Genomic DNA, 13,077 nt, shown 5'->3' with positions numbered 1-13,077 from the left:
CTAGAATGAGCTAGGTTGAACACGTGGGGCGGCGAGCGAAGTTCACCGAGGACGACTTCCTCGATGCGGCGCTGCGTCTCGTGGCGAGCGGAGGGGTCAGGGCCGCCACCGTCTCCGCGATCGGCTCGACGCTCGGCGCCCCATCCGGGTCGGTCTACCACCGCTTCGCCTCGATGGAGTTGCTGCTGGCCAGGCTGTGGATCCGCTCGGTACGCCGCTACCACGTCGGGCTGATCGAGGCCCTCGAAGGGGACGACACGATCGCCGCCGCGCTGCACATGGTGCGGTGGTCACGCGAGCATCTCGACGAAGCGACCGTGCTGCTGCTGTACCGGGCCGAAGAGTTGGCGGCGACCTGGCCGGACGAGCTCGGTGAGCAACTCAACACGCTCAACTCAGCGGCGATCGCCGCGAGCATCGCGCACGGTGAGCGCCGCTACGGACGCTCGGACAAGGTGTTCCGCGATCGGCTGGCGCTGGCGATCGCCGACATCCCGTTCGCGGTCTGCCGGCGCCATCTCGTCCACGGCAACCCACCACCGGCCGATGCCGATGACATCGTGGCCGACCTCTGCCGGCACGTGCTCGGTTCGATCCCCCAGGAGGACACATGATCGTCGATGTATGGGCACAGCCGCCGTTCGTGGCCGGCCCCGGCCGGCTCGCCATGCCGGAGGTGACCAGGCTGGCCGAGAAGTCCGGCGCCCAGGAGCGGATCGGGGTACCGATCGAGCCGGACGAGCTCGTCGCGGAGATGGACGCCGCCGGCGTCGACATGCTGCTGTTGTCGGCGTGGCACCGCCCGGGTGGCTGGGTGGTCAGCAACGACGACGTCGCCCGCTTCACCACCGCCCACCCGGACCGGTTCGCCGGTCTGGCCTCGGTCGACCTGGCCGACCCGATGGCGGCGGTGCGTGAGCTGCGGCGGGCGGTGCAGGAACTGGGCTTCGTCGGCCTGCGAGTCGTGCCGTGGCTGTGGCAGCTGCCGCCGGACGACCGGCTGTACTACCCGCTCTACGTCGCGTGCGTGGAGCTCGGCATCCCGTTCTGCACCCAGGTCGGTCACACCGGACCGTTGATGCCGTCGGAGACCGGGCGTCCGGTCCCCTATCTGGACCGGGTGGCACTCGACTTCCCCGAGCTGACCATCGTCGGCGGACACCTGGGCCACCCGTGGACGAACGAGATGATCGGGCTGGCCTGGAAGCACGACAACGTCTACATCGACACGTCCGCCTATCTCCCCCGCTACTACCCGTCGGAGATCGTGCACTACCTGAACACCTATGGCAGGGGGAAGGTCCTGTTCGGCACCAACTGGCCGCAGCTACGCCATGACGTGGCGCTGGCCCAGGTCGCCGACCTCCCCCTGTCCGAGGACGCACGGGCCTCGTTCCTCGGTGGCGCGGCGGAGAAGCTCTTCAGACTTCCTCTCAGGTCACCGGACCTCTCTCGATCGAGCAGCTGATCCTCCTTGACTTCGAGCGCGCTCACACTCCTAGCCTCATGAACCGGAGCCACGAGTTCCGCCACGAAACTCAAGGAGCAAGAATGATTTCCCGCAGCACGCTCGGTTCGTCCGGGTTGACCGTGAGCGCCATGGGCCTCGGCTGCATGGGCATGAGTGAGCACTACGGCCCGACCGACTGGGACACCTCGATCGCCACCATCCACCGCGCGCTGGAGCTGGGTGTCACGTTCCTGGACACGGCCGACATCTACGGAACCGGCCACAACGAGGTCCTGGTCGGCCGGGCGATCCACGACCGCCGTGACAGCGTCCAGCTGGCCACGAAGTTCGGCATCGACCGCAGTGGTGGCGATGCGGACCGGCGGGTGCGCGGTTCACGCGCGTACGTGCACCGCGCCTGCGACGCCTCGCTGTTGCGGCTGGGCGTCGACGTGATCGACCTGTACTACGCACACCGCCCGCCGAACGACGTCGAGATCGAGGAGACCGTCGGCGCCATGGGCGAGCTGGTGCAGGCGGGCAAGGTGCGCTACCTCGGACTGTCCGAGGTCTCCGGTGACCTGCTTCGCCGCGCACACGCCGTGCACCCGATCACGGCGGTGCAGAGCGAGTACTCGCTGTGGACCCGCGACGTCGAAGCGGTCACGCCGGTCATGGCGGAGCTGGGTGTCGGTCTGGTGCCCTACTCACCGCTCGGGCGTGGGTTCCTCACCGGAGCGGTCGACCGCTCGACGCTGGATGCGAAGGACTTCCGGCGGCGCAGCCCCCGCTTCGTCGGCGACGCGGGCGACGCCAACGAGCAGCTCGCGCAGACCGTGCTCCAGGTCGCGGAACGCCTTGGTGCCGCACCTGCTCAGGTCGCCCTGGCCTGGGTGTATGCGCAGGCCGAGCGGCTCGGCGTGACGGTGTCCAGCATCCCCGGCACCAAACGGCCGGAGCGGGTGGAGCAGAACGTCGCCGCACTCGACGTGACGCTGGACGACGAGGCCCGCCGAACCCTTGATCCGCTGGCGGATTCGGTTCAGGGTGAGAGGTACCCGGCCGGCATCCAGGGCAACCCGGAGCCCGCGAACAGATAGGCGCACCTCGATGGCTGAACAGGTCCTGACCGGCGAACAGCTGGGCCACCTGAGGCACTTCGACAACCTGTCCCGACGGCCGCGCAACGACTGGTCACTGATGCAGTCCAAAGCCGTCGGGCAGGACGACTTCGGTGGCTACCGGTTCCAGCTGGCGTACATGATCTACGCGCTGGCTCTGACCCACCGGCACCGGTTGCCCGCCGCGCCAGGCCTGTTCCAGCCGACCATCCAACGACTGATCGACAAGCTGCTGGAACCCGAGGTGTGGATGTACTGGCGCGACACCAGCAGGGGTGGCGCGCCACTCAACGCCCACCTCACCGACCAGCTCAAGGAGGAGTGGGACCCGGTCGCGCGCGACAACATCATGTACAGCGCCTACGTCCAGTCGGTCGCACTACTGCACGACTACCTGTTCGACTCCGACCGCTACGCCCGGCCGGACTCGCTGACCTTCCAGCACTGGTCGTTCTTCTGGGGCGGCGAGGAGAAGCGGTTCGGCTACGACCGTGAGTCGCTCAACGACCTCGTCTACTGGCAGATGGTCCAGAACGGGTACATGGGTGTCGCCTGCGAACCCAACTGTGTGTTCCAGATATGCAACCAGCCGGCGATCCTCGGGTTCCGGCTGCACGACCTGATCACCGGTGGGGACCGCGCGGCCGAGGTCGTCGCCGGGTACGAGAAGGCCTGGTCGGAGTTCGGGCGGCTCGACGAGACCGGGCACTACAACATGATGGTCGTCGAGGACAGCCGGATGATCGTCCCCAACGGGGAACGTCAGCCGTGGGTCGACGCGTGGTGCGGCGCGCTGATGAACATGTGGAACCGCGACTTCGTCCGGGGCAACTATCCCCGGCAGGTCACCGACTTCGTGGTCCCGGGGCCGGACGGGACGCTCACCGTCGCATCGCCCGAGCGTGACATGCCGGTGCCCTACGACTGGTGCGACCTCGGCTGGACCACCGCGTGGGTGTCGGAGATGGGCGACGTGGAGCGGCTGTCCGGGCTGCTCGCCTACGCCGACCGCTACCTGTCCCCGACCTGGGCGGACGGCGGCCTGTACTACCCGCGCAACGACACCCGGTCCGACGACGAGGGCAACCTGCGTGAGGTCGAGCCGATGACCGGGAACGTGTTGTTCGGCTACGCACGGCTCAACGTCCCCGACGGTCTGTGGGGGCTGTACAACGAGCCGTGGGACGCCGCTCACCGCGATGCTCCCGCACTCGTCGCCGTCGACCGTGACATCGAGGTCAGCCAGGCCCAGGTCGTCGACGGCGCGCTGGTCAGCACGCTGCGCAGGCTGCCGGGGGATACCGGCGGCGGCACGGTGACGGTCGGGCGGGTCGTCGGTCGCGGACGGTGGCGGCTGAGCCTCGACGGTGACGACCGCGCTGAGCTCGACGGCGGCGAGATCCGTTCACTCGGAGCTGGAGCGCCGGCCCAGGTCGTCGGTGACACCCTCGTCCTGCGGTGCGACTCGGAGTCCTCCACCACCTGGGTCCTCACACCACTGGGCTGACCGGCGCAACACCCGCCTAAGTGGTGCGCCGATCGGTACGGGAGTGCCACATTGTCGTGACACAGTGAGGTGACGGCGCACACACACTGTCCGGAGTGCGTTCCCGCTGTCCGGAGGTGGTACCCCGATGACCGATGTCCATGCCAAGGGTCTGTCGAGTGGATCGGTCGGGATGTGGGGCAGCGTCACGCTCGGAGTCTCGAGCGTCGCGCCGGCCTACACCCTCACCGCGACCCTCGGGATCGTGGTCACCGCGGTCGGCCTGAAGATGCCGGCGATCTTCCTCGCCGGGTTCGTACCGATGTTCCTCACCGCCTACGCCTACCGGGAGCTCAACCGAGCGGTGCCGGACTGCGGCACCTCGTTCACCTGGGCGACCAAGGCGTTCGGTCCGTACACCGGGTGGTTGTGCGGCTGGGGCGCGGTGCTCGCCACGGTGATCGTCCTGTCCAACCTCGCGGGTGTCGCGGTCACGTTCTTCTACCTGTTCCTCGCGCGGCTCACCGGTGTCGAATCGCTGGCGGACCTGGCGAAGGACAAGGCGATCAACATCGTCACGTGTATCGCGTTCATCGCGGTCGCCACCTACATCGCCTACCGGGGCATCACCACGACCCAGCGGGTGCAGAACGTGCTGGTCGTCTTCCAGATGCTGGTGCTTGCCCTGTTCGTGATCGTCGCGATCACCCGCTCGGTCGGTTCGAGCGACCCGCTGGGCATTCCGTTCGAGTGGAGCTGGCTCAACCCGTTCAGTGACCTGACGCTGTCCGCGTTCGTCGCGGGCCTCGTCGGCTCGATCTTCGCGTTCTGGGGCTGGGACACCTGCCTGACCGTCAACGAGGAGAGCACCGATGCCGACCGGACACCCGGGCGGGCGGCGCTGGCGACGGTGCTGACGATCCTGGCGACATACCTGCTGGTGGCGATCGCGGCCATGATGTACGCCGGGATCGGCACGACGGGACTGGGGCTGGGGAACGAGGAGTCCTCGGACAACGTGTTCGGGGCGCTGGCCGAACCGGTTCTCGGTCACTGGCCGTCGCTGCTGCTGTTCCTCGCCGTGCTGGCCTCGAGCGCCGCGAGCCTGCAGACCACGTTCCTCCCGCCGGCCCGGACGCTGCTGGCGATGGGTGAGTACAAGGCCATCCCATCGCGGTTCGCGCAGGTCCATCCCCGGTTCCTGATCCCCAGCTACGCCACGCTCGTGTGTGGCGTCGGCACCGCCGCGTTCTACGCGGTGATGACGTTGCTGTCGGAGAAGGTCCTGTCCGACACGATCCTGGCCCTGGGCATCATGATCTGCTTCTACTACGGCCTGACCGCGTTCTCCTGCGTCTGGTACTTCCGCAACGAGCTGTTCGCCAGCGCGTTCAACGTGGTCTTCAAGTTCCTGTTCCCACTGGTCGGCGGGCTCATGCTGGCCGCCGTCTTCGTCATCTCGCTGATCGACAGCTACGACCCGGCCAACGGCAGCGGCGCGGAGATCGGTGGGATCGGCCTGGTGTTCCTCCTCGGTCTCGGGCTGCTACTGCTCGGCGCCGTGCTGATGGTCGTATGGCGGCTGCGGGCGCCCGCCTTCTTCACCGGCGAGACGCTGCGCCGCGACACTCCCGCCCTGATAGTTCCCGAGTGAAAGGCTGACCATGACCGCCCATCCCCTCGATCCGCTGTCGGAGGCGGAGTTCCGCCAGGTGCGGGACATCCTGCGGCGCGAGAAGAACGTGGTCCGCCCCGCCTGGCGGATCGCGTCGGTCGAGCTGCACGAGCCGGAGAAGGCCGTGGCGCGTGAGTTCCGATCCGGTGACCAGATCGTCCGCGAAGCACGGGTCGTCGCCTGGCAGACCGATGTCGGCACCGCGTGGGTCGGCCTGCTGTCGCTGACCAAGGACGCGGTCCTGAGCTGGACCTCGGTGCCGGGCAAGCAGCCGAACGCGACCGTCGACGAGTGGCACGACTGCGACGTGGCGATGCGGGCGCATCCCGAGGTCATCGCGGTGCTGGGTGGTCGAGGTGTCACCGACATGGACCTCGTGCTGGTGGACGTGTGGACCTACGGCGCGCACCTGATCCCCGAGCAGTACTCGGGACGCCGCATCGGCTGGTGCGACGTGTGGCTGCGCGCGGCCCACGACGCCAACCCCTACGCCCACCCGGTCAGCGGGCTCAAGCTCGTGGTCGATCTCAACACCATGGAGCTGCTCGAGATCGAGGACACCCCGGGAGCCGGGTTCCCGCCGGTGCAGGGTGAGTACGTCCCCAAGCACGTCCCGGACCAGGTTCTTCGCACCGACCGCAGGCCACTGGAGATCACCCAGCCCGACGGTGTCTCGTTCACCCTCGACGGGCACCAGCTGAGCTGGCAGCGTTGGCAGCTACGGGTGGGCTTCACCTACCGCGAGGGGCTCGTGCTGCACGCCGTGTCCTACGACGGCCGCCCGGTCGCGCACCGGCTGTCCTTCGCCGAGATGGTGGTGCCCTACCGCGATCCCTCCCCCGACCACGTGCGCCGCACCGCCTACGACATCGGCGAGTGGGGTCTGGGGTTCATGACCACGTCGCTCGAGCTGGGCTGCGACTGCCTGGGTGAGATCACCTACCTGGACGCGGTGCTGCACGACAGCGCCGGCGAACCTCAGGTCATCCGCAACGCGGTGTGCATCCACGAGGAGGACAACGCCGTCCTGTGGAAGCACGTCGACGAGCGCGCCGGTGCCGAGGTCCGGCGGATGCGCAGGCTCGTGGTGTCCGCGCACGTGACCGTCGCCAACTACGAGTACCTGGTGTACTGGCGGTTCCACGAGGACGGCAGCATCGAGTGCGAGGTGCGGGCCACCGGCATCATGGTGACCACCCCGTTCTCCGGTGAGCAGCCGCCGCCCTACGGCACGGTCGTCGACCACCAGACGTACGCGCCGATCCACCAGCACTTCATCGTGGCGCGGCTCGACATGGAGGTGGACGGCCCGGACAACACGGTCGTCATGTCCGAGACCGCGCAGCCGCCGATCGGCCCGGACAACCCGCACGGGCTCGCGCTGACCCAGCGGTCCGTTCCGTTGCGCACCGAGGCCGAGGGACGTCAGGACTACAACTGGTCCACCCAGCGCGCCTGGAAGATCACCAACCCGGGCAAGCGCAACAAGGTCGGTGCGCCGGTCGCGTACAAGCTGGTGCCGGGAGCCGCCGTTCCCGCGATGCTCGACCCGGAGTCACCCGTGCTGAAGCGCGCCCAGGTGCTGCGGCACACGCTCTGGGTGACCCCGTTCGACCGGGACGAACGCTGGCCGTGCGGTGAGTTCGTCAACCAGAGCGGCACCGACGAGGGTCTTCCGGTCTGGACCGAAGCCGACCGCTCGATCGAGAACACCGACGTCGTCCTGTGGTACGTGTTCGGCATCCATCACGTGCCGAGGGTCGAGGACTGGCCGATCATGCCGGCGGACACGGTCTCGTTCTGGCTGAAGCCCACCGGTTTCTTCGACCACAACCCGTCCCTGGACGTTGCTCCGTCCCAGCCTCGCTGCCACTGACACCCGGCTCGCACAGACCCGATGGGGTCTGTGCGAGCTGTCAGAGCGGGAGTTTGAAGCCCTCATGGGTCGCGGCGAAGCCGAGGCGCTCGTAGAAGCGGTGGGCGTCCGGGCGGCGTTTATCGCTCGTGAGCTGGACCATGGCGCAGCCCCGGGCGCGGCACTCCCGGATCGCCCAGTCGATCATCGACGAGCCGAGACGGTCACCTCGGCGCCACGAGGCGACGCGTACCGCCTCGATCTGGCCGCGCAGCGCGCCTCTGCTGGCGAGCCCCGGGACGAAGGACAGCTGCATCGTGCCGACCAGGCGTCCGTCGGCTTCCGCCACGACCAGCAGGTGCGCCGGGTCGGCGTCGATCGCGTCGAACGCACGCTCGTATGCCGTGAGCTCCTGGTCCCCGGTGGCCTCCCGTGTCGAGCCGAGCACATCGTCGGCGAGCAGCGCCACGATGGCGGGAAGATCGGTCGATCGAGCTCGGCGTAGTACCACCGCGCCCCACTGCGCTAGCTGTTCCATGGCCACAGGATGGCATTTGCGACGGAAGCGGCCCGATCAATATCAGTTTCGCGCCGACAATTCCGAATCAGTGCCCTATCACTCGAATGGGCCTAGCGCCGATCCCCCAACGGGGATTGGGGAGTACCCGTATCGTCGCTGCTGGGGGCCGTTCCCCCGCTCGCTGATCCCCCAATGCCCCTAACGATGCGCCCCGAATCGACCCGGATACTCTGCGGTCGAACCCGGTCGGATCCCCGATGCTGCTGGGTTGGGCACGGCCGTAGTTTCTATCGGGACGGCGCTTGAAGGCCCCCGAGGCCGAATCGAACTTCTCAGAGGAGCTCACCGAGCATGGCTACTTCGCTGCTGGACTGGATTTCCGACCTGCTGCGCGACTCGCACCACCGTAACGAGTTCTGGAACGACTCGGACCGTTACTCCGATCACCACGGATTCCGCGACCTGACGCCCGCCGACGTGCACGACGCACTCGCGCTCATCGCGGACGACGAGAGCTCGTACAACCACGGTCATCACTACCCGGCGCCCTCGCACTGGGAGCACGGCAACTACCACAACGGAGCGGACTACCTGCGCTCCTACTTCGTGGACAACCGTGAGCACTTCGGTCACCACGACTGGGAGCGCTCGGACCACTGGGGCCACGACCACGACAGGGACCGCGACTGGGACCGCGACCGTGACCACGACAGGGGCCGCGACCACGATCACGACCGGGACAGGGATCACGACCGCGACCGCGATCACGACCGCGATCACGACCGGGGCCGTGACCACGACCGTTGGGACAACGACCGGGACCACGACCGTTGGGACAACCGGTTCGAGCGCAACGAGACCCACATCGACCGCAACGAGACCAACATCGACAACTCGGTGCACCAGGACATCGACACCGGTGGCGGCCGCGACCACCACGACCGCGGCTGGGGCTACGACCACGACCGCGGCGGCGACTTCAACCAGACGATCCACAACAGCCCCACCGTCGCGTCCGGTGACGGTGCCGTCGCGGCGCACGGCGACATCCGGGACAGCACGATCACCTCGGGCAACGGCAACGTCGTCGGCGACCACAACCAGGCCGTGACCGGCAACGACAACACCACCGCCTTCGGCTCCGGTGACGCCAACAACTCGGACCTGTCGCACGTTCGCACCGGTGACGGCAGCGCCATCTCGCTGGGTGGCGACGCGCACGGCAACAACGAGGACAACGACACCACGACCTCGGTGCACAGCTCGGGCTCCGGTTCGACCTCGGTGAACGCCGCGGGCGACCACGGCTACGCGGACAACTACTCCGACCAGAGCGAGCACGACGACAGCACGCGCAGCAACTACGAGGACCACTCCTCGACCGACAGCCACGACGACATCAACTCGGGCAACGACAGCCGCTACGAGGACAGCCACAACTTCGACACCCACCACTGATCGTCTGGTCACCTCCACACCACCTCGGCCCCGTATCCGTTCGTCGGATACGGGGCCGAGGTGCGTTCTCAGAGCGATTCGAGGTACTGGGCCCAGGTGCGGGTTCCGGTCGGTGTGGTCGAGGTCGTCAGGTGGCCGGCGCGGAACGCGCGGCCGAGCCCACCCGGAACCTTGATCGGCAGCACCGGCCGCCGCCGACCGGTCACGTCGCTCCACTGCCGCGCCAGCTCACCCGATCCGAGGATCTCAGGCCCGCCGAAGTCCTCGGTGCCACCGGTTGGCCGGCCCGCGACGATCGGCAGCAGCCGGTCGGCGACATCGCGGACGTCGACCGGCTGGGCGGAGATCGCCCGGTCCACCGCGAGCACCCCGAGCCTGGACATACCGCGCATAGCCAGATTGACCAGCTCATGGAACTGGGTGGCCCGCAGGATGGTGAAGGGGACGCCCGACGACTCGACGATCTTCTCCGCTCGGTACTTGCTGGCGAAGTAGCCCCACGGAATCCGGTGCACACCGACGATCGAGGTGTAGACCAGGTGTGCCACGCCGGCGTCCCGTGCCGCCGAGGCGAGCAGGCGGGTCCCGCCACTCTCCACCCGCTCGGTGTAGCGCCCTCGGTAGGGGGCCGAGGCGAGGTGCACCACGACGTCCATACCGTGAACCGCCCTCTCGACCCCGACGCCCTCGGCCAGGTCGGCGACCACCCACTCGACTCCGTCCCGAACCGGACGGGTCCGACGGCTCATCGCACGCACGATGTGCCCTTCGCCGGTGAGCCGGTCCACCAACACCGAGCCGAGCCGGCCGCTCGCCCCGGTCACCAACACGCGCATTTTGCCTCCCGATGTGAGTCGTCCCTCACCGGACGACGCCCGAGCGACGGATGTGACATGCGCGGACGGATGGGGTGCGGCGTGCAGAATCTGGATCCGCGGATGCGGCCGGATCGTGCGACGATCCCCGGAAACAGGGTCACCGGGCCCAGACCTGCCCGCGACCTCGGTGTGACGGCATTCGGGAGGTTCATGTGCGGCGGGCGATCTCGACTCTCGCGGTCGCGGTGGTGCTGTTGGTGTCCGCGTGCGGCACGGGCGGATCGACGACCACCGACGCGAAGGGGTGTCCCGGCGATGGCACGGTGCGCATGGGTGTCCAGCCGTTCCTGGCCGCCACGAAGCTGACCGCCGCCTACGACGAGCTGGGCAGAGCGCTGTCGACGGCGCTGGGCTGCACCGTGACGGTCGCGGTGACCACCGACTACGCGGCCGAGACCGAAGCGATGCGTGCCGGCCAGCTGGAGATCGCGGAGTTCCCGCCGTTCGGGTACGTACTGGCGAAGGATCGGGCGAAGCTGGTGCCCATCGCCACCTTCGGTGATGCGCAGGGCCGGGTGAGCACCGCCACCGCGGGCATCGCCGTGCTCGCGGGCTCCCCCATCACCGATCTGAAGGGGCTGGCGGGACGCACGGTCGGCTTCACCGCCCCGACCGCGACGTCGGGCCACCTCCTGCCTGCCTACGGGCTGCACCAGGCGGGCGTGGACCCGAACACCGGGATCAACCCGGTCTATCTGGGCACTCACACGGCCGTCTACCAGGCGCTGCTGAACGGCAGGGTGGATGCGGCCGAGCTGGCCTCGACCCAGATCGCGGCGGCGACCTCGGCGAAGATCTACGATCCGGCGAAGATCAGGCTTCTGTGGCGTTCTGAGCCGTCCCCGTCCGATCCGCTGGTGGTCCGGGGTGATCTGCCGCAGGCGTTCCAGCAGCGACTGCGCGATGCCGTCCTGGGGCTGGACTTCGCCGCGTTCACACCCTCGACGCGCGACTTCTTCGCCGGCACCGTCATGGCTCAGCGCTATGTACCGGCCGACGATTCGACGTATTCCAGCGTGCGCGAGGTGGTCACGGCGCTGAAACTGACCGCATCGTCGGTGAAGTGAGCACTCCGGACTCGCACGGACTGGAGATCCAGGGGCTCGGCAAGCGCTACCCGAACGGACCGCGCGCGCTCGACGACGTGAGCCTTACGGTCCGGCCGGGCGAGCTGGTCGCGTTGCTCGGTCCGAACGGCAGCGGGAAGTCGACGCTGCTGCGCTGCGTGGTCCGCCTGGTGGAACCCGACGCCGGGAGCGTCCGCGTGGCGGGAACCGAGCTGACCGCGCTGCGCGGGGAACAACTGCGCCGGGCACGGACCGAGGTGGCGATGGTCTTCCAGCGGTCCTACCTGGTGCGAAGGCGCAGCGCGCTGGACAACGTTGCGGCGGGCGCGCTCGGGCACCATCCGGGTTGGCGTACGTCGTTGGGTCGGCTTCCGCGCACCGAGAGGGAGCGCGCCGGTGACCTGCTCACCCGGGTCGGACTCTCCTCGATAGCCGGCCAGCGAGCTGACACGCTGTCCGGCGGCCAGGCCCAGCGAACCGCCGTCGCCCGTGCCCTGGCCCAGCGCCCTCGGGTGCTGCTCGCCGACGAACCGGTCGCCAGCCTCGACCCCGAGTCCGCCACCGCCACCATGCGGCTGCTGCGGGAGCTCGCGGACCAGGAGCAGATCGCTGTCCTGTGCGTGCTGCACCAGCCGGACCTGGCGCTGGCCCACGCCGACCGCATCGTCGCACTGCGCGAGGGCCGGGTGGTACTGAACAGTCCGGTCCCCGACATTGCAGCCTCGACAGTGGAGCGGCTCACCACGAACCGGTCGGCCCAGTGATCGTCAGAGCCCTCGTGACCGTGGCTGTGCTCGCGGTGCTGGGTCAAGCAGTCGTCATCGCGCATGTCGACCCCGGTCAGCTGGCGACCGGCCTAGGAGGCCTGTGGCGCCTGGTCCTGGACGGGCTGCCGCCGGACCCGTCGGTACTACCGAACGCCGCGGGTGCGGTATTGCAGACCGTGGACATTGCGCTGGTGGCGACGGTCGCGGCAACGCTCATCTCCGTGCCGCTCGCCGCGGCCGGAGCGAGCACGCTCGCGGTCGGCCGCTATCTCGCGGGCCCGGTCCGCGCGGCGGCGGCCTTCTTGCGCTCGATCCCCGACCTGGTGTGGGCGCTGGTGTTCGTCGCGGCCGTCGGGCTTGGGCCGTTCGCCGGGGTACTGGCCCTCACCGTGCATTCGGTGGGCATGCTGGTGCGGCTGTTCGCGGAGGCCATCGAGGAGATGGACGCCGGCCCGGTCGACGTACTGGTGACCTCGGGTGCCACGCGCATGCAGGTGTTCAGCCACGCCGTGCTGCCCGAGCTGCTTCCCACGTTCGGTTCGCTGGCGCTGTACCGGCTGGAGCAGAACGTGCGCGCCTCGCTGGTGCTCGGTTTCGTCGGGGCAGGTGGAATCGGGTTCCAGGTGCTCAGCGCAATGGAGGAGTTCCAGTATCAGCAGGCGAGCATGCTGCTGTTGGTCCTGTTCGTGCTGGTGATCCTGGTGGAGATGCTCTCCGGCAAGCTCAGGGCGCTGACCAGATAGGTGCGCTACCGCCGCTGCTGCTTGGTCACAGGGCGGCGTGACGTGCCGGAGCGCCGA

General features: G+C 68.5%; 12 protein-coding genes. 10 read left to right on the top strand and 2 right to left on the bottom strand.

Annotated features, from left to right (window positions below; translation table 11 throughout):
• Positions 1-23: 23 nt before the first annotated feature.
• The 6 genes from G406_RS0126075 to G406_RS0126050 all read left to right on the top strand — a co-directional run bounded on the left by G406_RS0126075 (position 24) and on the right by G406_RS0126050 (position 7,608).
• Positions 24-614, top strand: a complete 591-nt coding sequence (locus G406_RS0126075) for a TetR/AcrR family transcriptional regulator (RefSeq protein ID WP_028936028.1) — start codon at positions 24-26, stop codon at positions 612-614.
• Positions 611-1,468: an amidohydrolase family protein gene (locus tag G406_RS50015; protein WP_051342702.1), complete on the top strand. Its 858-nt coding sequence runs from the start codon at positions 611-613 to the stop codon at positions 1,466-1,468. The genes G406_RS0126075 and G406_RS50015 overlap by 4 nt, the downstream gene beginning before the upstream one ends.
• A gap of 83 nt (positions 1,469-1,551) precedes the next feature.
• Positions 1,552-2,550, top strand: a complete 999-nt coding sequence (locus G406_RS50010; RefSeq protein WP_037078441.1) for an aldo/keto reductase — start codon at positions 1,552-1,554, stop codon at positions 2,548-2,550.
• Between the two features lie 10 nt (positions 2,551-2,560).
• The gene (locus G406_RS50005) at positions 2,561-4,078 is read left to right on the top strand and encodes a linalool dehydratase/isomerase domain-containing protein (RefSeq protein WP_051342701.1); all 1,518 of its coding nucleotides are present in this window, start codon (positions 2,561-2,563) and stop codon (positions 4,076-4,078) included.
• A 127-nt stretch (positions 4,079-4,205) separates the two neighbouring features.
• Positions 4,206-5,711 carry an APC family permease gene (locus G406_RS0126055; RefSeq protein WP_028936027.1) on the top strand — a complete coding sequence of 502 codons (1,506 nt, stop codon included), beginning with the start codon at positions 4,206-4,208 and terminating at the stop codon, positions 5,709-5,711.
• Between the two features lie 10 nt (positions 5,712-5,721).
• On the top strand, positions 5,722-7,608 hold the full coding sequence (locus G406_RS0126050) for a primary-amine oxidase (RefSeq protein WP_037078438.1): 1,887 nt from the start codon (positions 5,722-5,724) through the stop codon (positions 7,606-7,608).
• Between the two features lie 40 nt (positions 7,609-7,648).
• On the opposite strand, the gene G406_RS0126045 is transcribed toward G406_RS0126050, so the two are convergent.
• Positions 7,649-8,125: a GNAT family N-acetyltransferase gene (locus G406_RS0126045; RefSeq protein WP_051342700.1), complete on the bottom strand. Its 477-nt coding sequence runs from the start codon at positions 8,123-8,125 to the stop codon at positions 7,649-7,651.
• 333 nt (positions 8,126-8,458) lie between these two features.
• On the opposite strand from G406_RS0126045, the gene G406_RS54560 reads away from it, so the two are divergent.
• Positions 8,459-9,565 (top strand): hypothetical protein, encoded by a 1,107-nt coding sequence (locus tag G406_RS54560; RefSeq protein WP_028936024.1) that lies wholly within the window; start codon positions 8,459-8,461, stop codon positions 9,563-9,565.
• Between the two features lie 68 nt (positions 9,566-9,633).
• On the opposite strand, the gene G406_RS0126035 is transcribed toward G406_RS54560, so the two are convergent.
• Positions 9,634-10,401, bottom strand: a complete 768-nt coding sequence (locus G406_RS0126035; RefSeq protein ID WP_028936023.1) for an SDR family oxidoreductase — start codon at positions 10,399-10,401, stop codon at positions 9,634-9,636.
• Between the two features lie 194 nt (positions 10,402-10,595).
• Between G406_RS0126035 and G406_RS0126030 the strand changes: the two genes are divergently transcribed.
• Genes G406_RS0126030 through phnE form a run of 3 tightly spaced genes read left to right on the top strand, consistent with a single transcriptional unit; the run spans position 10,596 to position 13,020 of the window.
• A complete protein-coding gene (locus tag G406_RS0126030) occupies positions 10,596-11,510 on the top strand; it encodes a phosphate/phosphite/phosphonate ABC transporter substrate-binding protein (protein WP_051342699.1) in 915 nt (304 codons plus the stop codon).
• Positions 11,507-12,274 carry a phosphonate ABC transporter ATP-binding protein gene (gene phnC, locus G406_RS0126025; protein ID WP_028936021.1) on the top strand — a complete coding sequence of 256 codons (768 nt, stop codon included), beginning with the start codon at positions 11,507-11,509 and terminating at the stop codon, positions 12,272-12,274. Before G406_RS0126030 ends, phnC begins: the two co-directional genes overlap by 4 nt.
• 14 nt (positions 12,275-12,288) lie before the next feature.
• On the top strand, positions 12,289-13,020 hold the full coding sequence (gene phnE / locus G406_RS49995) for a phosphonate ABC transporter, permease protein PhnE (protein ID WP_169736787.1): 732 nt from the start codon (positions 12,289-12,291) through the stop codon (positions 13,018-13,020).
• The last annotated feature ends 57 nt before the right edge of the window (positions 13,021-13,077 follow it).

This window comes from Actinospineispora spinosispora DSM 44797 (genome assembly GCF_000429025.1).
In the GTDB taxonomy this organism is placed as follows: domain Bacteria; phylum Actinomycetota; class Actinomycetes; order Mycobacteriales; family Pseudonocardiaceae; genus Pseudonocardia; species Pseudonocardia spinosispora.
This window is presented reverse-complemented; position numbering and strand designations above follow the sequence as displayed.

Coding starts and splice junctions, on each gene's coding strand:
- G406_RS0126050 (WP_037078438.1), top strand. CDS start 5,722: ATGACCGCCCATCCCCTCGATCCGCTGTCGGAGGCGGAGTTCCGCCAG.
- G406_RS54560 (WP_028936024.1), top strand. CDS start 8,459: ATGGCTACTTCGCTGCTGGACTGGATTTCCGACCTGCTGCGCGACTCG.
- G406_RS0126045 (WP_051342700.1), bottom strand. CDS start 8,125: ATGGAACAGCTAGCGCAGTGGGGCGCGGTGGTACTACGCCGAGCTCGA.
- G406_RS0126055 (WP_028936027.1), top strand. CDS start 4,206: ATGACCGATGTCCATGCCAAGGGTCTGTCGAGTGGATCGGTCGGGATG.
- G406_RS50015 (WP_051342702.1), top strand. CDS start 611: ATGATCGTCGATGTATGGGCACAGCCGCCGTTCGTGGCCGGCCCCGGC.
- G406_RS50005 (WP_051342701.1), top strand. CDS start 2,561: ATGGCTGAACAGGTCCTGACCGGCGAACAGCTGGGCCACCTGAGGCAC.
- G406_RS50010 (WP_037078441.1), top strand. CDS start 1,552: ATGATTTCCCGCAGCACGCTCGGTTCGTCCGGGTTGACCGTGAGCGCC.
- G406_RS0126035 (WP_028936023.1), bottom strand. CDS start 10,401: ATGCGCGTGTTGGTGACCGGGGCGAGCGGCCGGCTCGGCTCGGTGTTG.